This is a genomic window from Kitasatospora sp. NPDC090091 (assembly GCF_044747365.1).
GTDB lineage: Bacteria > Actinomycetota > Actinomycetes > Streptomycetales > Streptomycetaceae > Kitasatospora.
In genome coordinates this window covers 23,024-41,859 of sequence record NZ_JBIVDY010000025.1, presented here as the reverse complement: position 1 = coordinate 41,859, position 18,836 = coordinate 23,024, and the positions used below count along the sequence as shown (strand labels likewise).

Genomic DNA, 18,836 nt, shown 5'->3' with positions numbered 1-18,836 from the left:
AGAGGAAGCCGTGGGCGGCGTCCGGGTACAGCTTCACGGACGCGTCGGGGATCAGGCTCGCTGTGTCGGGGATCAGGCTCGCTGTGGGGTGCGGGCGCGGCCGCCGGCCGTCCGGTTGCTCGGCCGCCGCCGGTGGCGGCCGCCTCGGTCAGGCTGCGGATGCAGCCCCGGGGCGGAGCTGTTCGGCGATCCAGGCCGCTGCGAAGGCCGTCCAGGTGGCCGCGTCGCCGGAGCCGTGGGCGAGGCCGAGGCCGTGCGGGCCGTGGGCGTAGACGTGCACCGTGTGCGGGACGTCGTGCGCCGCCAGGGCGGCGGCGAGGCGGTAGGTGTGCTCCGGCGGGACGTAGACGTCCTCGGCGGTGTGCCAGAGGAAGAACGGGGGCGATGCCCTGGTCACCAGGGCGTCGAGCGAGGTCGCGCGGCGCAGGTCCGGCGGGGCGTCCTCGCCGAGCAGGATCAGTTGGGCCGGCCGGTAGGTCTCGGTCTCCATCGACGTGACCGGGTAGCCGAGGACGGCGAACTGGACCGCCTCGCCAGGGTCGGTGCTCGGTGCGAGGGCCGCGTGCCCGGCGAGGTGGCCGCCGGCCGAGAAGCCGATCAGCCCGATGCGGTCGGCGCCCTGCTCGCGGAGGCGCCGGATCTCACTGCGCAGCGCGCGGAGCGGAGCGGGGTGCCGCACGTTCACGGGGTACCGGAAGACGCTCGCCGCCAGGCCCAGGCCGGTGAGCCAGTCGGCGACCGGCTCCGCCTCCTGCTCCGCGTGCGTTCCGTAGCCACCGCCGGGGAGCACGATCATGTGCGCCGTCGCCGCAGGCCCGCCGGCCGTCCGTGGCGTTCCGGACGCAGTGCTCACGGCCGGCCCCCGCCCCGCAGGCCGGCCGGACCCGCCGCGCCCACGCGGCCGGCGGTCCTCGTGCCGGTCACCGTCATCGTCACCGGAATCGGTCGGACGGTGCCCCTCCTGCCCCTCCACAGTGTGTCCATGGCTACCAGCGTTGTGCCCGGGTGCCCGCGGCGCGACCGGAGCAGGTGCCCGCGGCGCGACCGGAGCAGTCGGCCGGGGCCGACTCGGCTCGGCGCCGTCGCGGGGCTCGCCGTCGCCGGGCCCGCCGTCACCGAACCCCGCTGACAGGAGCGAACTCCCCGTGCAACCGGGCAGCTGACCCGCACCCGGACCGCCCGGGGCTCCGCCCGGTGACGCGTGCCGTGCCCCTTGGGCCGATCGGCCCAGGCACGGCGCGCCTCGGCCGTGCGCGCGGGCGCCGGTGGAGGATCGGTGCGGCGGCGGCCTCCGGACGCCCGCCCGGCGCCGTACCCCCCCGCGCGAAAGGCCGGCCATGGATCTCCTCGACGTTCCGCCGCCCCGGCTCCCCGGGCGGGACGACGCCAGCAGCCGCACGCCGGCGGCGTCGTGACCGCCGACCCGCGCGGCGAGGCGCCGGGCGGCGGCCGCTACGGCGAGGCCGTCTTCCGCCCCGAACTGGCCGGTGAGGGCGAGCGCACCGACCTCGGGGCCCTCGCCTACGACGATGTCACCATGGCGCGGCTGCGGGCGCTCGGGGCCGGCCCGGGCTGGCGCTGCCTCGACCTGGGTGCCGGCACCGGCACGGTCTCCCGGCGGCTGCTGGACGAGGCCGGGGTGGCGAGCGTGCTCGCGGTGGACCGCGACGTGCGCTTCCTGGGCGGACGCTCCCTCCCCGACCGGCCGCCACCCGAGCCCGGGCTCGACGTCCTGGAGGCCGACATCACCGCCCCGGACTTCGCCCCCGGCCGGTTCCGGCTCGTCCACGCGCGCTTCGTGCTGATGCACCTGCCCGAACGCGACCGCCTGATCGCGGCTCTCGCCGAACTCGTCGAGCCGGGCGGGGTGTTGGTGCTCAGCGATGCGGTCGACCTGACGAGCGACCGGGCGCCCGGCACCCCGTACAGCGTGGCGATGCGGGCGATGTGGCAGGGGCTGCGCGCCACCATCGGGACCGACGCCACCTCGGCGCCGTCCTACCCGCACCGGTTGCGCGAGGCGGGGCTCGTGCGCGTCGCCGCCGAGATCCACGTGCCGCCGCTGCTGCCGGGCAGTCCCATCAGCCGCTTCTGGGCGGACACCTGGGAGCGCAGCAGAGCCGCGATGCTCGCCACCGGCCTGGTCGACGATGCGGCTCTCGACGCGGCCGTCCGGTACCTGGGCTCCGACGAGTGCGCCGCCCTGTCGGCCGGCATGCTCACCGCCTGGGGCTGGAAGCCCGGGGGAGCGCCGGCGCAGGGCCCCGGCAGCCGGGGGGAGTAGTCCCCATGATCACCGCGACCACCGTGACCGCCTACCCGGCCCACGGCCGTCCACGGCCGGCCTGCGGGCGTCAGGACCGGGACAGGTGCGCCAGCAGGAGCTCGGCGAGGCGGTCGGGGGTGCGCAGGGGCAGGTAGTGGTCGGCGTCCGGGACCCGGTGGGCGCGGGCGGCCGGGAGGTCGGCGGCGAGGCGTTCGGCGATCACCCCGATCTCCGGGTGGTCGTGGTCGCCGTGGACGACCAGCGTCGGCGCCGTGATCGTGCCGAGGCGCGGTTCGGCGTCGCCCTCCGCGGAGGGGGCGATGTGCAGTTCGCTGATGATGCGCCGCTCCGCGTTGTCCGCCACCATCACCTCGATGAGCTCCCCTCCGGGGGCCGTGCGGCCGAGGGAGGCCCAGATCGACAGTTCCAGCTCGGCCAGCCGGGCGGCGTCCCGCTCCCGGCGGGCCGCGGAGTAGGCCGACAGCTCGGGAGTCGCCGGCCAGCTGTGGCCGCTCACCGAGGCCCCGACCAGGGCGAGGGCTGCCACCCGGTCCGGGTGGGCGAGGGCGAAGTCGAGTGAGGTCTCCCCGCCCATGCTCAACCCGACCAGCGCGGCCCGCCGGTGACCGAAGTGGTCGAGGACGGTGCGCAGGTCGTCGACGTCGCTGAACGGCGCCTCCGGCGGAGCGGAGCGGCCCAGGCCGCGGGCGTCGAACCGGATCACCTCGTGGTGACCGGCCAGCCGAGGAACGATCGGGTCCCACAGCCGGGAGTCCATCCCGGCGCCGTGCAGCAGCACCACGGGGCTCCCGGCCCCGCTGCGGTCGGCCCAGAGGTGCCCGCCGCCGGGGACGGGGATGCGGACGTCGTCTGCGGGCACGGCACTCGGGTCGGCGGTGTTCGTCGTCATGCCGAAATGATCTCAGATCGGCCTGCACGGAAGGCCGTTCCGGGCTTCTCCGGGGAACCGCCTCCGGGGGAACCGCCTTTTGACGGCGGGCGTCAGGAGGCCGGGTCGGCCGGCGGGGTGGCCCGGGGGGTCCAGCCGGGTGGCCCGAGGAGGTAGCCGGCCTTGTCGCGCCAGCGGTCGGTGGTGCGGGCGTCGCGCCAGGCGGCGCCGAATTCGTGGAAGGCGACGCGCAGCGGGTTGAAGGTCCGGATGTTCTTGGTCAGGCCGTAGACCACCTTCTCGTCGCCCTCTGGCCGGAAGGTGCGCAGGAGGCGGTCCCAGACGATGAGGATGCCGCCGTAGTTGCGGTCCAGGTAGGCCCTGTTCGAGGCGTGGTGGACCCGGTGGTGGGAGGGCGTGTTGAAGATCCACTCTACGGGGCGCCAGAGCCTGTCGACGCGTTCGGTGTGGAGGAAGAACTGGTAGGCCAGGCTGACGGACTGCTGGAGGAGGATCATCCACGGCGGCAGGCCGAGCAGGGCCAGCGGCAGCCAGAACGGCAGGCTGGTCATCGGGGTCCAGCTCTGCCGGAGGGCGGTGGACAGGTTGTAGTACAGGCTTGAGTGGTGCGGGACGTGGCTGGCCCACAGCACGCGCACCCGGTGGTGGGCGCGGTGGAAGACGTAGTAGGCGAAGTCGTCCGCGAGGAGGAGGACCAGCCAGGTCCACGGCGAGTCCGTCGCGAGGTGCCAGGGGGCGATCGTGTACAGCGCGGCGTACGCGAGGACGGCGACCACCCGCCAGGGGGCTCCGACGACCAGGCTGCCGATGCCCATGGAGAGGCTGGCTGCGGTGTCGCGGACCTCGTAGCCGCGTTCCTCGTCGTCCGGGAGGAAGCGGTAGGAGAGCACTTCGAGGAGCAGGAGCACCACGAAGGCGGGTATCGCGTAGACGACGGCGGGTATCACGATCCAGCCCCCTGATCGGTGGTGGCGCGGGTCATGGCGGTCACGGTGCGGGTGAGCATCTCGCGGGCCACCCGTTCGGCCCCCTGCGCGTCGCGGGCGGCGATGAGCTCTGCCAGCCGGCGGCGGACCGTGACGTCGAGCAGCTCGGCGGTGCGGTGGACCAGCGGCACCTCGCCGCTGGCGACGGCACCGCCGACCAGGGTGTTGAAGGACAGCAGGTAGGCGAGGTTCCCGGAGCCCGTCACGATCAGCCGCCACAGCGCGACGTCCGCCGTGTCCAGGGCCGCCAGGTCGGCGCCGGTGGCGCCGTAGTCCGCGGCGGCGCCGGCGATCGCCTCGGCGACCTCGGGCGGGCACCGCTCGGCGCAGAGCCGCGCCGCGTCCGCCCCGATGCAGGCCCGCATCTCCATCGCGTCGCGCTGCAGGCCCGTGAAGACGGCGTTGCCGCGGGCGACGTCGAACGCGAGGTCGAGTCCGGCGCGGGTGCGCCAGTCCAGGACGCGGGTGCGTCCGCCCTGGCTCACCTCCACGAGCCGTGCCTGCTGCAGTCGCTTGACCGCCTCGCGGACCGCGTGCCGGTTGACGCCGAACTCCGCGGCCAGGTCCCGTTCGGCGGTGAGGGCGCTGTCGGCGGGCAGGTGGCCGCCGAGGATGCGGTCCCTGAGGATCGCGAAGAGCTGATCGGAGACCGACTCCCGCTTGATGGGTGCTTCCGTCATGCCGATGAGGATGAGCCCGAGAGCCGAACTGGTCAACTGGTTGGACCAGATGACTTCTGCTCACGGCACGGGTTGCCCGGCCCCACGGGGTCAGCCGCCCCACCCCGGTACCACCAGACCGGACTCGTAGGCGATCACCACCGCATGGGTCCGGTTCTGCGCGCCGAGCTTGGTCAGCACGTTCCCGACGTGGGTCTTCACCGTCTCCAGGCTCACGGTGAGCGACTGGGCGATCTCCGGGTTGGAGCGACCGGTGGCCATCAGGCGCAGCACCTCCTCCTCCCGCCCCGTCAGCGCCGCCGTCGGCAGGGCCTCGGTGGCTTCCAGCGGGCGGGCGGCGACCATCCGGCGCAGGGCCGCGGGGAAGAGGACCGCCTCCCCGGCCGCCACCACCCGCACCGCCTCCGCGATCTGCCGGACCGGAAGCCGCTTGAGCACGAACCCGCTGGCCCCGGCACTGAGCGCGGCGGTGACGTAGCCGTCGTTCTCGAAGGTGGTGATCACCACGATCCTCGGCGGTGCCGCGGACTCGGCCAGCAGCTGCCGGGTGGCCTCGATGCCGTTGCGGCGTGGCATCCGCACGTCCATGAGGACCACGTCCGGTCGCAGCCGCCGCGCCTGCTCGACCGCCTCGACGCCGTCGGCGGCCTCACCGAGCACCGTGATCCCGGGCTGGGCGGCGAGCAGGGTGCGCAGACCGCTCCGGGTCACCTCGTCGTCGTCGGCGATCAGGAGCGTGACGGGTGCGCCGGCGGGGCTGCCCGTGGTGATGCCGACAGGGACGGCCTCGGTCGCGTCAGGGCCGCCGGTCATGCGGGCAACCGCACCGGCAGCCGGACCGCCAACCGCCAGTGCCGCGGGCCGTGCGGGCCGGCCTCGATCTCACCGTGCAGCAGCCGCACCCGCTCGGCCAGCCCGGCCAGGCCGTGCCCGGACGCCGGGAAGGCGCCCGCGCCGTCGCCGGCACCCGCCCCCACCCGGTTGACCACGCTGAGCTCCAGCGCGTCCGCCGAGGCCGCCACCCGGACCTCGACCGGCCCGCCGGCCCCGTGCCGCAGCGCGTTCGTCAGCCCCTCCTGGAGGATCCGGTAGGCCGCCCGCGAGAGCGTCCCCTGCACCTGCGCCCACTCGCCGGACAGCTCCGGCTCCACCACCGCGCCCGCGTGCCGCAGCCGCTCCAGCAGCGCGGGCAGGTCGACCAGGCTCCGGGTCGGCGCAGTTCCCGCCTCCTCCTCGCGCAGCACCCCGAGAACGTAGTCGAGGTCCTCCAGCGCGGCCCGGGCCGATTCCTCGATGCTGCGCATGGCGGCCCGCGCCGCCGCCGGGTCGGCGGCGAGCACCTCGCCGGCCACCGCGGCCTGGATCGTGGCCGCCGTCAGCGTATGACCGATCGAGTCGTGCAACTCGTGGGCCAGCCGGTTGCGTTCGGCCAGCCGCCGCTCCCGTTCGGCCGCCAGTGCGATCCGCTCGGCCGACGACAGCCCCAGCAGCCTGGGCGCCGACCATCGCAGAGCGGCCGTCGCCACCGCGCACGTCGCCGCTGCCAGCAGCAGGCAGCCGAGCGCCACCGCCCAGTTCTGCCAGCCGCCGTCCGCGCGCATCGACCAGCCGAACAGGGTCAGCCTCGCCTCGGCCCGGAGCCAGGCCCCCGGGAGGACGAGGCCGATGAGGAGGAACAGACCGCCCAGCCCCGCCACCGTCCAGCCGAGTGCCACGTGCAGGAGCAGCCAGAGCGGAGTCCGCCAGCGGTCGGCGCCGGCTCGCGCGGTGCGGCCCGGCGCCGGCGGGGCCGGAGCCGGCCCTGCGCCGGGTGGGCCGGCGGGCCGGCCGACGGCCACCGGATCCGGCAACGGCAGCTTCAGCATTCGACGCGCGGACGCCACCAGCACCCGCCGGGTGGTGGCGGCCCGCCCGACCAGGCCGATCAGCACCGCCCAGGTCAGCAGGGCCAGGGGCAACCGCACAGCCTCCGGGGCGGACCGCCACATCAGCACCGGCAGGAGCGCGAACGGCAGGAGTGGAAGGCTTGCCAGCGCGCCGCAAGAGGCGAACAGCGCACCTGTGTACGTGGAGCCGCGCAGCAGCGGCCGGAGTCCCCTGATCATGATCGCCAGTATGTCCGGGCAGCCGATCGGTGACCTCCCCCGATCGAGGGAGCACGTTCTCCCGCCTTCCCGCGATGCGTGCCCGGCAGCCCGGGGGCCAGGATCGTGCTGCGGCTCCTGCCGCCACTTCCTCACGATTCCAATGGAGTTGACACATGCGTGAGTACTCGGGCCGGCGACTTCTTTCGTCCGGGCGGCAGCACGGCGGCCGGCGACGGGCCGCGGCGTTCGCCGTCGGGGTGGCCGTCGTCGGCATGACGACGGGCCTCGCGGCGCCGTCCGGGGCGTTCGCCGCCGCCCGGCCGGACGCCGCCCAGCAGGGCCTCGACGCGCTGGTGCGCGATGACGGCATGCCCGCCGCGCTGGCGACCACCGTGGACCGTGCCGGCCGCACCCGGACCTACACGGCGGGGGTCGGCGACCTGGCCACCGGTTCGAAGGTGCCCCGGGACGGGCAGGTCCGGATCGGGAGCAACACCAAGACGTTCACGGCGGTGGTCGTGCTGCAACTGGTCGGTGAGGGGAGGGTCGGCCTCGACGCCACCGTCGAGACGTACCTGCCGGGCCTCGTGCGCGGTGACGGGATCGACGGGCGCCGCATCACCGTCCGGCAGCTCCTGCAGCACACCAGCGGACTTCCCGAATACGAGGGAGACGTCGACGGCGCCATCCTGCAGCAGCGGTACCTCGAACCCCGCGACGTGCTCGACATCGCCCTGCGGCACAAGGCCGACTTCGCCCCCGGGACGAACTGGGCGTACAGCAGCACGAACTACGTGCTGGCCGGCCTGATCGTCCAGAAGGTCACCGGACGCCCCCTCGCCGAGGAGATGGACAGGCGCATCATCAAGCGCATCGGGCTCAGCCACACCTACTTCCCCGCCCCCGGTGACAGGACCATCCGGGAACCGCACCCCAAGGGCTACCGGCAGGACACGGCGGGCGCGCCGCTGCGCGACGTCACCGACATCGACCCCTCCTCGGCCTGGGCCGCGGGGCAGATGATCTCCACCAACTCCGACCTCAACCGGTTCTTCACTGCCCTCCTGGCCGGCGGGCTCCTCCAGCCGGCCCAGCTCGCCGAGATGCGCACCACCGTCCCCATCGGCGACACCGGCGCCGGCTACGGGCTGGGGATCATCAGCAGGCCGCTGTCGTGCGGCGGTGAGTACTGGGGCCACGGCGGCGACATCCCGGGGTACGAGACCCGGGGCGGAGCCACCGACGGCGGCCGCGCCGTCAACGTCGCGGTGACCAGCATCCCGGCCGACGCGGCCGGTACCAGGCACATCGAGAGCGTCGTGGACGCCGCCCTGTGCCGCTGACCTCTTGAAGGACGGCGCCGACTCCCCCCGCCGGCGGGCCGAGCTGCCGGCAGCCGGCCCCGGGGAGCGGCATGCCGCTCCCCGGGGCCGGCTCTCGACCGCTCACTGCCCCACGACCGCCACCGCCCGCCCGCTCACCCGCACGCGCGGGTCCGTCGTGGACGCCTCGACCCGGAGCAGGCTCGGCCGGCCGAGATCCTCCCCCTGGCGGATGGTGAAGGCACCGGAGGACGGGAGGGCGCCGATGGCGCGCAGGTAGCCGCCGAGGGCGGCGGCCGCGGCGCCGGTGGCCGGGTCCTCGACGACACCGCCGATCGGGAAGGGGTCGCGGGCGTGGAAGAGCTCCTGGGTCTCACGCCAGACCAACTGGAGCGTTGTCCAGCCGTGACGGTGCATCACCTCGGCCAGGGCCTCGAAGTCGTAGTCGAGGTCCGCGAGACGCTCGCGGGTGGCCACGGCCAGGACCAGGTGCTCGTTCCCGCCGAAGGCGACGTGCGGCGGCAGCGCCGGGTCGAGGTCCTCCGGGGACCAGCGCAGGGCCGCGAGGGAGGCGTGCACCTCCGCTTCGCTCGCCGGTCGGGAGCGGGTGGGGACGCTGGTGAGCGTCGCGGTCACGGTGCCTCCGGGCGCTGCCGATGTGTCCAGGGCGATCTCGCCCACCGGCGTGTCGAAGACGAGCGGGCCGGGGCCGATCCGCTCGGCCAGGGCCACCGCGGTGGCGACGGTCGCGTGACCGCAGAAGGCGACCTCGGCGAGCGGGCTGAAGAAGCGCAGCCGGAACCGGCGCGCCGCCCGGTCCGCGGAGGTGACGAACGCGGTCTCCGAGTAGCCGACTTCGGCGGCGGTCGCGAGCATGGCGGCATCGTCCAGCGCGGCGGCGTCGAGCACGACGCCGGCCGGGTTGCCGCCGGCGGGGTCGGTGGTGAAGGCGGTGTAGCGCAGGGTCTCGGGGCGTGTGCTCTTCAGGCTCATGCCCCTACCCTGGCGCCCCGAAGGCATCCGGACAAACGATGGATTCCGATCAGCTCCATCGCATTTCACGATGGCAGGGCGCTATCGTCGGCGGCATGGACACCCGACTGCTGCGCACCTTCGTCACCGTCGCCCGGACCGAGAACCTCACCGCCGCCGCGGAGCGCCTGCACCTCGTCCAGTCCACCGTGACCGCTCAGGTGCAGGCGCTGGAGAAGGACCTCGACCTGCGGCTGTTCGACCGGCTGCCACGCGGGGTGGTGCTCACCGGCGCCGGGCGCGAGGTGCTGGCGCAGGCCGAGGCGGTGCTGGAGGCCGAGGCCCGGCTGCGGGCGGTCGCGGCCTCGGCCGGTGGCTCGGGCGGTCGGGTGACCGGACGCGTGGTGCTCTCGGCCGGCGAGACGCTGGTGTCCGCGCGGCTGCCGGGAGTCATCGCCGCGCTCCGCCGCAGCCACCCCGGGGTCGAGGTGGACCTGCGCACGATGGGGACCACGGCCGCCGTCGCCGCGCTCCGCACCGGGGAGTTGGACCTGGCCCTGCTGCTGGAGGACGAGGCCGCTTTCCGTGACATCGACTGCACGCCGCTGGCCGGCGAGCCGCTGGTGCTGGTCTGCTCGCCCGAGCACCCTGCCGCCGCCCGGAGCGCCACCGACTCGCCCACCGACTGGGCGGAGCTGGCCCGTGAGGACTACTTCCTGCACGAGCAGGGCTGCTCGTACAGCGACAGCTTCATCGAGCGGCTGCTCGCCGCCGCCACTGGCGCACCGCCCCGGATCACGCGCTTCGGCAGTCTGGAGGCCGCCAGGTCCTGCGTGGCCGCGGGCCTCGGCCTCAGCCTGTTGGCCCGCGCCAATGTCGCGGACGCGCTCCGGTCGGGCCGTCTGACGCAGGTGCCGGGGCCGCAGTTCCCCGACGTCACCGTGCATCTGGCCCGCCACCGCCGGCGCTGGCTCTCCCCGGCGGCGGCCGCGCTCGCCGCGGAGCTGCCGCACCACTTCCCGCACTGAGCACAGGACCGCGGGGGCGGACGGCACGCGATGCGGGCGCGTGGTGCGATCGCTCGGCGAAAAGGATGTCCGTTCCGGACGGGCGAGGGGAACGATGGGCAAGGAGAGGCCCGACCCGCTCCTTGCCATGATCAATTTATAGCCCGTCAGGGGGCTTGCAGCAAGGGCCCGGTCGTGCCGCAGAATCTCCACTCGTAGCCATGACCTGCGGAAACGGGTGGGGAATTCTGATGATCGACGTAATCGTCGCCGGTGGCGGACCGACCGGGCTGATGCTGGCTGCCGAACTGCGGCTGGCCGGGGTGCGGACGGTCGTGCTCGAAAGGCTGACCGAGCCGGCCGGGCAGTCCCGCGGGCGCGGGATACAGGTGCGCACTGTCGAGATGCTGGACCAGCGCGGCCTGCTGGAGCGGTTCCTCGCGGTCAGTGAGCCCTACCGGACCAGTGACTTCGGCGGTCTCGTCAAGCTGCGGCCGGACCTGCTGGACACCGCGCACCCGTTCGGCCTCGCGACGCCGCAGACGGTGACCGAGGAACTGCTGGCCGAGCGCGCCGCCGAGCTCGGTGCCGAGATCCGGCGCGGCTGCGAACTGGTCGGGCTCGCCCAGGACGAGGAGGGGGTGGACGTCGAGCTGGCCGACGGCACCCGACTGCGTGCTCGCTACCTCGTCGGCTGCGACGGCGGGCGCAGCACCGTGCGTCGGCTGACCGGCGTCGGCTTCCCCGGCGAGCCCTCCACGGTCGAAACGCTGCTGGGCGACATGGAGATGACGGAGGATCCGGCGACGGTGGCCGCCGTCACGGCAGAGGTCCGCAAGGTGCACGTCCGGTTCGGCACCGTCCCGATGGGGGAGGGGGTGTACCGGGTGATCGTGCCCGCCGACGGGGTGGCCGAGGACCGGGCCGCGCCGTCCCTGGGGGAGTTCAAGGAGCAGCTGCGGGCCCACGCGGGCACCGACTTCGGGGTGCACTCGCCGCGCTGGCTGTCGCGGGTCGGCAATGCCACCCGGCAGGCCGAGCGCTACCGGGTGGGGCGGGTGCTGCTGGCCGGCGACGCGGCGCACGTCCATCCGCCGACCGGCGGGCAGGGTCTGAGCCTCGGTGTCCAGGACGCGTTCAACCTCGGCTGGAAGCTCGGGGCCCGGATCAACGGCTGGGCGCCGGAGGGTCTGCTCGACACCTACCACGCCGAGCGCCACCCGGTGGGCGCCGCCGTGCTGGCCAACACCCGCGCGCAGGGCGCGCTACTGGAGAACAGCCCCGGTGCAGTGGCGCTACGGGATCTGTTCTCGCGGCTGCTGGACTTCGAGGAGGTGAACCGGTACGTGACCGGGATGACTTCCGCGGTCGGCGTCCGCTACGACTTCGGCGCCGGCCACGACCTGCTCGGCCGGCGGATGCGGGACGTGCAGCTGAAGGACGGGCGACGCCTCTACGAGCTGATGCACGCCGGCCGCGGCCTGCTCCTCGACCGGACCGGCCGGCTGTCGGTGACGGGCTGGGAAGACCGGATCGACCACGTCGTCGACACCGGTCGGGAGCTCGACGCACCGGCGGTACTCCTGCGCCCGGACGGCCACGTGGCATGGGCCGGCGTAGACCAGCAGGACCTCCTCACCCATCTGCCCACGTGGTTCGGCACCGCCGCCGGCTGAGCCCACCTGCCGGCGGCCCCCCGGGGTGCGGCACGCCGCACCCCGGGGGGGGCGCACGTCCGCGCACGGCACCCCCGGGGTTTGTATCGATCTCTTGACTGGCGTCACCGGAGCGCGATACTGGCTTCACTCCCCGCTCGCCGAAGAGGTGCCGCCGCATGGAGCTCACACCCTCAGCGCATCTGGACACGTTCTGCCGCGACAATCTCCCGCCGCTCGACCAGTGGCCGGAACTTCTCTTCGAACTCCCCGAGCTGGCCTATCCGGACCGGCTCAACTGCGCGCACGTCCTGCTCGACGAGTCGATCGAGCGCCTCGGCCCCGACCGGCGCTGCCTGCTCACTCCGACGGAGCAGTGGAGCTACGGCGAACTGCGCGAGAACGCGGACGCGGTGGCCCGCGTGCTGACCGAGGACCTGGGCCTCGCCACCGGCAACCGGGTGCTGCTGCGCGGCCCCAACACCCCCTGGCTGGTGGCATGCTGGCTCGGGGTGCTGAAGGCCGGCATGGTGGCGGTCACCACCATGCCGCTGCTGCGGGCACCCGAGCTGACCGCGATGAACGAGATCAGCCTGCCGGCCGCGGCACTGTGCGACCACCGCTGCCTGGCCGAGCTGGAACGGGCCGCCCCGCCGGGCCTGACCGTCCTGGCCTACGGCGGCCCCGGGCCGGACGACCTGATCGCCCGCTGCGCCGCCCGGCGTGGCCGCTTCACCGCCGTGCCGACCGCCGCCGACGACGTGGCGCTGATCGCCTTCACCTCCGGCACCACCGGCCGGCCCAAGGCCACCCTCCACTTCCACCGCGACGTCCTCGCCAACGCCGACACCTTCTCCCGGCACGTGCTGCGGCCGACCCCGGACGACCTCTTCGCCGGCACGCCGCCGCTCGGCTTCACCTTCGGCCTCGGCGGGCTCGTGGTCTTCCCGCTGCGGGCCGGCGCCGCCAGCCTGCTGCTGGAGCAGGCCGGCCCGGAGGAGCTCACCGAGCAGGTCGCCCGGCACCGGGTCAGCGTGCTGTTCACCGCGCCGACCGCCTACCGGGCGATCCTGGCCGCCGGGCTGGCCGGCCGGCTGGCGGGCGTACGGCGCTGCGTCTCGGCCGGCGAGCACCTGCCGGCCTCCGTCTGGGAGGCCTTCCACGCGGCCACCGGGCAGCGGCTGGTCGACGGCATCGGGGCCACCGAGCTGCTGCACGTGTTCATCTCGGCCGCCGACGGTGACATCCGCCCCGGCGCGACCGGCCGGCCGGTCCCCGGCTACCGGGCCGCCGTGCTCGACGCGGACGGCGCGCCGGTGCCGGACGGCAGTCCGGGGCTGCTCGCCGTCAAGGGCCCCACCGGCTGCCGCTACCTGCGCGACGAGCGCCAGCTCGGCTACGTGCGCAACGGCTGGAACCTCACCGGCGACACCTATGTGCGCGACCGCGACGGTTACTTCTGGTACCAGGCGCGCACCGACGACATGATCGTCTCGGCTGGCTACAACATCGCCGGGCCCGAGGTCGAACAGGTGCTGGCCGACCACCCGGACGTGCTGGACAGCGCGGTGGTCGGCGTGCCCGACGAGCGGCGCGGCAGCGTGGTCCGGGCGTACGTGGTGCTGCGCGAGGGCGTGCCGGCCGGGCCGGAGACCACCCGCGCCCTCCAGGAGCACGTGAAGCGGACGATAGCGCCGTACAAGTACCCGCGCGAGATCGAGTTCGTCACCGAACTGCCGCGCACCGCCACCGGCAAGCTGCACCGGGCCGAGCTGCGCCGCCGTGCGGCCGTGCACCCGGCCAGCGTGGCGGTGGAGCGGCGGGTGGAGTGGTCGGACACCGACGCGGCCGGGCACTACCACTTCTCGGCGGTGCAGCGCTGGGTCGAGGCGGCGGAGGCGGTGCTGCTGCGCCGGCTCGGGCTGGCCGGGCTTTTCGGCCGGATCCCGCGCGTGCACTTCGAGGCCGACTACCGCGAACGCCTCTGGTTCGGCGACCAGGTCCGCACCGAGCTGCGCGTCCTGCGGGTCGGCGGCTCCTCGCTGCACTACGCCTTCGAGGTGCACGGGCCGCTGGGCCTGGCCGCGACCGGGCGGATGTCGGTGGTGCACGCCGCCGCGCAGGCCAAGGGTGCCGAACCCTGGCCCGCAGAGGTGCGCCGGGCGCTTGCCGAGTCCGGACCGCAGCAGCCGGAGGGCTACCGGTGACCGGCGGAGGGCCGCCGGTGAGCGGCGGAGCCGGGCCGGCCGGCTCCGCGGTGCGGCGGATCGCGGTGATCGGCGCCGGGCCGGGCGGGCTCTACTTCGCCGCACTGGCCAAGAAGTTGGCGCCGCACCGGGAGATCACCGTGTGGGAGCGCGACGCCCGCGACGACGCCTACGGCTTCGGGGTGGTCTTCTCGGACGAGACGCTGGACGGCATCGCCCAGGCCGACCCGCCGGTCTTCGCCGCGCTGTCCGCCGAGTTCGCGCGCTGGAGCGACATCGACGTCCGGTACGCCGGCCAGGTCCGCACGTGCGGCGGGCACGGCTTCGCCGCACTGGACCGCAACCGGCTGCGCACGATCCTGCAACGGCGCTGCGCCGAGCTGGGGGTGGACGTGCGCTACCGCACACCCGCGCCGCCGGTGGCCCGGCTGGCGTCCGGGTACGACCTGGTGGTGGCCGCCGACGGCGTGCGCTCGGCCACCCGGGCGGCGCTCGCCGAGGCCTTCCGGCCCGACCTGGACGAGCGGCACTGCCGCTACATCTGGCTCGCCACCGACAAGGTCTTCGAGGCCTTCACCTTCATCGTCGAGCAGCACGACTTCGGCGCACTCCAGGTGCACGCCTATCCGTACAGCCGCCGGCGCTCGACGTTCATCGTGGAGATGGCCGAGGAGGCGTGGCGCAAGGCGGGCTTCGAAGAGCCGGCCGGGCGGGAGTCGGGGCGTGGGGAGAGCGACCTGCCGAGCGTGCTGCGGTGCGAGCGACTGCTCGCCGCGCACCTGGACGGGCACCGGCTGATCCCCAACGCCTCGCGCTGGATCCGCTTCACCACCGTGCGCAACGCGAGCTGGCACCACCGCAACGTGGTGCTGCTCGGGGACGCCGCGCACACCGCCCACTTCTCGATCGGATCGGGCACCAAACTGGCCCTGGAGGACGGCCTGGCGCTGGCCGCCGCACTGCACGAACACCCGTTGCTCGAAGGCGCGTTGGTGGCCTACGAGCGCGAGCGGCGACCAGTGGTGGAGTCCGCGCAGCGGGCCGCGCAGGCGAGCCTGGAGTGGTTCGAGACCGTCGGCCGGCACACCGGCCAGGGCGCGGGGCAGTTCGCCTTCAACCTGCTCACCCGCAGCCGCCGGGTCACCTACGGCAACCTGCGCGCCCGGGACGCCGCCTTCGTGGACGCCGTCGACGCGGCCTTCGGCGGTGCTGCGGACGGCGAAGGGGTGGGCCGCGTGGCAGCCCCCGACGGCGCGGCCCCCGACCCCGGCGGCGGCACGGCCGGCGTTCCGCCGATGTTCCGGCCGCTGCGGCTGGGCCTGCTGCGGCTGCGCAACCGGATCGTGGTACCGCCGCTGGCCACCTTCACCGCCGTCGACGGGCTGCCCAGCGGCTTCGACCGGGCCCAGCTCGGCGCGCAGGTCCTCGGCGGCGCCGGTCTGGTCTTCACCGGCATGACCGCGGTCAGCGCGCAGGGCCGGGCCACCGAGCGCTGCCCGGGCCTGTGGACGGACGCCCAGGAGGCCGCCTGGCGTTCGGTGGTGCGCGCGGCCCGGGAGCTCGGCGACACCCCGCTGGGCATCCAGCTGACCCACGCCGGTCGGCGCGCGGCCGGCAGCGTCCCCGGCCCGGACGGGATCGGGCACCCCCTCGCGGACGGTTGGCCGACGCTGGCCGCCTCACCGCTGCCCTGGGAGCCGGGGGCCCCGCCGCCGCGCGCGGCCGGCGTGGCGGAACTGGCCGGCGTGGTCGCCGACTTCGCGGCCGCCGCGGCCCGCGCCGACCGGGCCGGATTCGACGTGCTGGGCCTTCAGTTCGGCCACGGGCACCTGGTCTCCGGGTTCCTCTCGCCGCTGACCAACCACCGTACCGACCGCTACGGCGGACCGCTGGAGCACCGGCTGCGGCTGGCCCTGGAGGTGCTCGCCGCGGTGCGGGCCGTCTGGCCGGCCGGCAAGCCGGTCGTGGTCCGGATCTCGGCCGCCGACTGGGCGCCGGGCGGCACCACCGAGGCGGAGGCGGTGGCGATCTGCCGGGCACTGGCCGGCGCGGGCGCGGACGCCCTGGACGTCTCCACCGGCGAGGTGGTCGCGCACCAGAAGGTGCCGTACGGGCGCGGCTACCAGGTGCCGTTCGCCGACCTGATCCGCCACGCGACCGGGATCCCGACCGTCGCCGTCGGCGCGATCTCCGGCCACGACGACGCCAACTCGGTCCTGCTGGCCGGCCGGGCCGATCTGGTCGCGGTCGGCCGGGCCCACCTGTACGACCCGCTGTGGACGCTGCACGCCGCGGCCGAGCAGGGCTACGCCGGCCCCGGGGCGCGCTGGCCGCAGCCCTGGCAGCCGGGCAGCCGCCGACCGCCCGGGCCCGGTGCGGACCGGGTCGCGCCCCGGCTGCGGCTGTTGCCGGAGGCGGCCGCTCCGGTGCACCGCCGCTGGCTGCCGGCGGACGGCCCGGCCGCCGGCGGCCCGGACGACGGCGGTCTGGACGGGCAGGCCGGCCGGAAGCCCACCGAACCCGTGTCGAACTGAGGGAGGACCGGATGCCCCACCTGCCCCGCTTCACCGCCGCCGCCGTCCAGGCCGCCCCCGTCTACCTGGACCCGGACGCCACCGTGGACAAGGCCGTGGCCCTGATCGCCGAGGCGGCCGCGCACGGCGCCGAACTGGTGGTCTTCCCCGAGGTCTTCGTGCCCGGCTACCCCTACTGGAACTGGACGATGAACCCCGTCCAGGGCTCACCCTGGTTCGAACGGCTCTACCTGGCCTCGGTGGACGTCCCCGGCCCGCACGTGGACCTGCTCTGCGCCGCCGCCCGCCGGGCCGGCGTCGTCCTGGTGATCGGCGTCAACGAGCGCGGCGGGCCCGGGCTCGGCACCCTGTACAACACGCTGCTCACCATCGGCCCGGACGGCCGGCTGCTCGGCGTGCACCGCAAGCTCGTACCGACCTGGGCCGAGAAGCTGACCTGGGCCCAGGGCGACGGCAGCTCACTGGTGGTGCACCGCACGCCGATCGGCCCGCTCGGGGCGCTCGCCTGCGGCGAGAACACCAACCCGCTGGCTCGCTTCACCCTGCTCGCCCAGGGCGAACTGGTACACGCCGCAAGCTACATCGCGCTGCCGGTCGCGCCCGACGACTACGACATGGCGGAGGCCATCGCACTGCGCGCGGCCGCGCACTGCTTCGAGGGCAAGGTGTTCACCGTGGTGTCCTGCTCGACGATCTCGCCCGAGATCGTCGACCTGGTGGCCGGCGAGGACCAGCAGGTGCGCAAGCAGCTCGCCCGCCCGCGCGCCGCGCTCTCCGGCGTCTTCGGCCCGGACGGGCGCCCCGTCACCGAGCCGCTGGTCGACGACGAGGGCATCGTCTACGCCGAGATCGACCTCGCACGCTGCATCCAGCCCAAGCAGATGCACGACATCGTCGGCCACTACAACCGCTTCGACGTCTTCCGGCTGCACGTCGACACCGCTCCGCACCGGCCCGTGCACCTCCACGAGGGGCACGACGGGAACCGCCCCGACGGACACCGCCCCGGCGCGAACCGGCCGGACGGCTACCGACCAGGCGCGAGCCGGCCCCACCCCGAGCAGGAGAGCGGCACCCACCACCAGGAGGAAGCGTGAACGACTACGACGACACCCGGCCGGGCCGGGCCAGGGTCGCGGACAGCCCCGAACTCGCCGCCTACTACGAGGAGTTGGCCAAGCAGGAGGCCGGCGCGCTCTGGACGGTGGCGAACGAGATCGAACCCTGGTACCCGCAGCCCAAGTCCGTCCCGGTGCTCTGGCGCTACGCGGACCTGGCACCGCTGGTCCGCAAGGCGCTGCCGCTGGTCCGGGCGGACGACGCCGGCCGCCGGGTGGTGATGCTGGTCAACCCCGGCCGACGCGAACTGAGCGCTGCCGTCGGCCTGTTGTACACCGGCCTGCAGATCATGGGACCGGGCGAGGCGATGACCGCGCACCGCCACCAGGCCGCCGCACTGCGGTTCGTCCACGAGGGAACCGGCGCCTGGACGATCGTGGACGGCCAGAAGCTCAAGGTCGGGCCGCGCGACTTCGCGATCACGCCCAACAACACCTGGCACGAGCACGGCAACGAGGCCTCGGACGAACCGGTGATCTGGCAGGACGGACTGGACATCCCGCTGGTCAACGCGCTCGACGCCGGCTTCTACGAAGTCCACCCCGAGCTCTACCAGCAGCCCGGCACGGTGGTGAACTCCTCGCTGCTCAGCTACGCCGGCACCCTGCTGCCGTACGGCGTCGAGAAGTGGAGCCGCCCGTACTCCCCGCTGCTCGGCTGGCCCTGGGAGCCCAGCTACGAGGCGCTCTGCCGACTGGCCCGGGCGGGCGAGGGATCGCCGTACGACGGCGTGATCATGGAGTACGCCAACCCGGTCACCGGCGGTTCGGTGATGCCGACCATGAGCGCCCACCTGCAACTGCTGCGCCCGGGCCAGGCCACCCTCGCGCACCGGCACACCGGCTCGGTCGTCTACACGGCGGCCAAGGGCCGCGGCGTCTCGATGATCGCCGGGCAGCGCTTCGAGTGGCAGCAGGGCGACGTCTTCGTGGTCCCGTCCTGGGCCTGGCACGAGCACGCGAACGCCGACCAGGGCGAGGACGCCTGCCTCTTCTCGTTCAACGACTTCCCGGTGATGCGCTCGCTCGGCATGTACCGCGAGGAGGCCCACCCGGACAACGGCGGCCACCAGCCCGTCCTCTCGTAAGGAG

General features: G+C 74.5%; 15 protein-coding genes and 1 pseudogene. 9 read left to right on the top strand and 7 right to left on the bottom strand.

Going from position 1 to position 18,836, the window contains the following annotated elements; genetic code table 11:
* Positions 1-148 precede the first annotated feature (148 nt).
* Positions 149-796 (bottom strand): alpha/beta hydrolase, encoded by a 648-nt coding sequence (locus tag ACIPSC_RS32525; protein ID WP_400831312.1) that lies wholly within the window; start codon positions 794-796, stop codon positions 149-151.
* Positions 797-1,411: 615 nt separating this feature from the next.
* Here ACIPSC_RS32525 and ACIPSC_RS32520 point away from each other — a divergent pair.
* Positions 1,412-2,284, top strand: coding sequence for a methyltransferase domain-containing protein (locus ACIPSC_RS32520; RefSeq protein WP_400831310.1), 873 nt, complete (start codon positions 1,412-1,414; stop codon positions 2,282-2,284).
* A 70-nt stretch (positions 2,285-2,354) separates the two neighbouring features.
* Here the strand turns inward: ACIPSC_RS32520 and ACIPSC_RS32515 are convergent, their stop codons facing one another.
* The 5 genes from ACIPSC_RS32515 to ACIPSC_RS32495 all read right to left on the bottom strand — a co-directional run bounded on the left by ACIPSC_RS32515 (position 2,355) and on the right by ACIPSC_RS32495 (position 6,947).
* Positions 2,355-3,176 (bottom strand): alpha/beta fold hydrolase, encoded by an 822-nt coding sequence (locus tag ACIPSC_RS32515; RefSeq protein ID WP_400831308.1) that lies wholly within the window; start codon positions 3,174-3,176, stop codon positions 2,355-2,357.
* 92 nt (positions 3,177-3,268) lie between these two features.
* Entirely contained in the window at positions 3,269-4,123 is an 855-nt protein-coding gene (locus ACIPSC_RS32510; protein ID WP_400831305.1) for a sterol desaturase family protein, read from the bottom strand.
* Positions 4,120-4,842 carry a FadR/GntR family transcriptional regulator gene (locus ACIPSC_RS32505; RefSeq protein WP_400831302.1) on the bottom strand — a complete coding sequence of 241 codons (723 nt, stop codon included), beginning with the start codon at positions 4,840-4,842 and terminating at the stop codon, positions 4,120-4,122. The genes ACIPSC_RS32510 and ACIPSC_RS32505 overlap by 4 nt, the downstream gene beginning before the upstream one ends.
* A 90-nt stretch (positions 4,843-4,932) precedes the next feature.
* Positions 4,933-5,655 (bottom strand): response regulator, encoded by a 723-nt coding sequence (locus ACIPSC_RS32500; protein WP_400831300.1) that lies wholly within the window; start codon positions 5,653-5,655, stop codon positions 4,933-4,935.
* The gene (locus ACIPSC_RS32495; RefSeq protein WP_400831298.1) at positions 5,652-6,947 is read right to left on the bottom strand and encodes a sensor histidine kinase; all 1,296 of its coding nucleotides are present in this window, start codon (positions 6,945-6,947) and stop codon (positions 5,652-5,654) included. Before ACIPSC_RS32495 ends, ACIPSC_RS32500 begins: the two co-directional genes overlap by 4 nt.
* A gap of 155 nt (positions 6,948-7,102) precedes the next feature.
* On the opposite strand from ACIPSC_RS32495, the gene ACIPSC_RS32490 reads away from it, so the two are divergent.
* Positions 7,103-8,272 (top strand): serine hydrolase domain-containing protein, encoded by a 1,170-nt coding sequence (locus ACIPSC_RS32490; protein WP_400831296.1) that lies wholly within the window; start codon positions 7,103-7,105, stop codon positions 8,270-8,272.
* Positions 8,273-8,374: 102 nt separating this feature from the next.
* Here the strand turns inward: ACIPSC_RS32490 and ACIPSC_RS32485 are convergent, their stop codons facing one another.
* A complete protein-coding gene (locus ACIPSC_RS32485; RefSeq protein ID WP_400831293.1) occupies positions 8,375-9,244 on the bottom strand; it encodes a PhzF family phenazine biosynthesis isomerase in 870 nt (289 codons plus the stop codon).
* 95 nt (positions 9,245-9,339) lie between these two features.
* Here ACIPSC_RS32485 and ACIPSC_RS32480 point away from each other — a divergent pair, with 95 nt between their 5' ends.
* The 7 genes and pseudogenes from ACIPSC_RS32480 (at position 9,340) to ACIPSC_RS32450 (ending at position 18,832) form a co-directional block, all read left to right on the top strand.
* The gene (locus ACIPSC_RS32480; protein ID WP_400831290.1) at positions 9,340-10,251 is read left to right on the top strand and encodes a LysR family transcriptional regulator; all 912 of its coding nucleotides are present in this window, start codon (positions 9,340-9,342) and stop codon (positions 10,249-10,251) included.
* A gap of 230 nt (positions 10,252-10,481) precedes the next feature.
* Positions 10,482-11,906 (top strand): FAD-dependent monooxygenase, encoded by a 1,425-nt coding sequence (locus ACIPSC_RS32475; RefSeq protein ID WP_400831288.1) that lies wholly within the window; start codon positions 10,482-10,484, stop codon positions 11,904-11,906.
* 158 nt (positions 11,907-12,064) lie between these two features.
* Positions 12,065-13,669, top strand: a pseudogene (locus ACIPSC_RS32470) (AMP-binding protein); the annotation flags it as partial.
* A gap of 6 nt (positions 13,670-13,675) precedes the next feature.
* Positions 13,676-14,092, top strand: coding sequence for an acyl-CoA thioesterase (locus ACIPSC_RS32465; protein WP_400831481.1), 417 nt, complete (start codon positions 13,676-13,678; stop codon positions 14,090-14,092).
* A gap of 17 nt (positions 14,093-14,109) precedes the next feature.
* Positions 14,110-16,626 (top strand): FAD-dependent monooxygenase, encoded by a 2,517-nt coding sequence (locus ACIPSC_RS32460; protein ID WP_400831285.1) that lies wholly within the window; start codon positions 14,110-14,112, stop codon positions 16,624-16,626.
* 11 nt (positions 16,627-16,637) lie between these two features.
* The gene (locus tag ACIPSC_RS32455) at positions 16,638-17,723 is read left to right on the top strand and encodes a carbon-nitrogen hydrolase family protein (RefSeq protein WP_400831282.1); all 1,086 of its coding nucleotides are present in this window, start codon (positions 16,638-16,640) and stop codon (positions 17,721-17,723) included.
* Positions 17,720-18,832: a cupin domain-containing protein gene (locus tag ACIPSC_RS32450; protein WP_400831280.1), complete on the top strand. Its 1,113-nt coding sequence runs from the start codon at positions 17,720-17,722 to the stop codon at positions 18,830-18,832. Before ACIPSC_RS32455 ends, ACIPSC_RS32450 begins: the two co-directional genes overlap by 4 nt.
* Positions 18,833-18,836 lie beyond the last annotated feature (4 nt).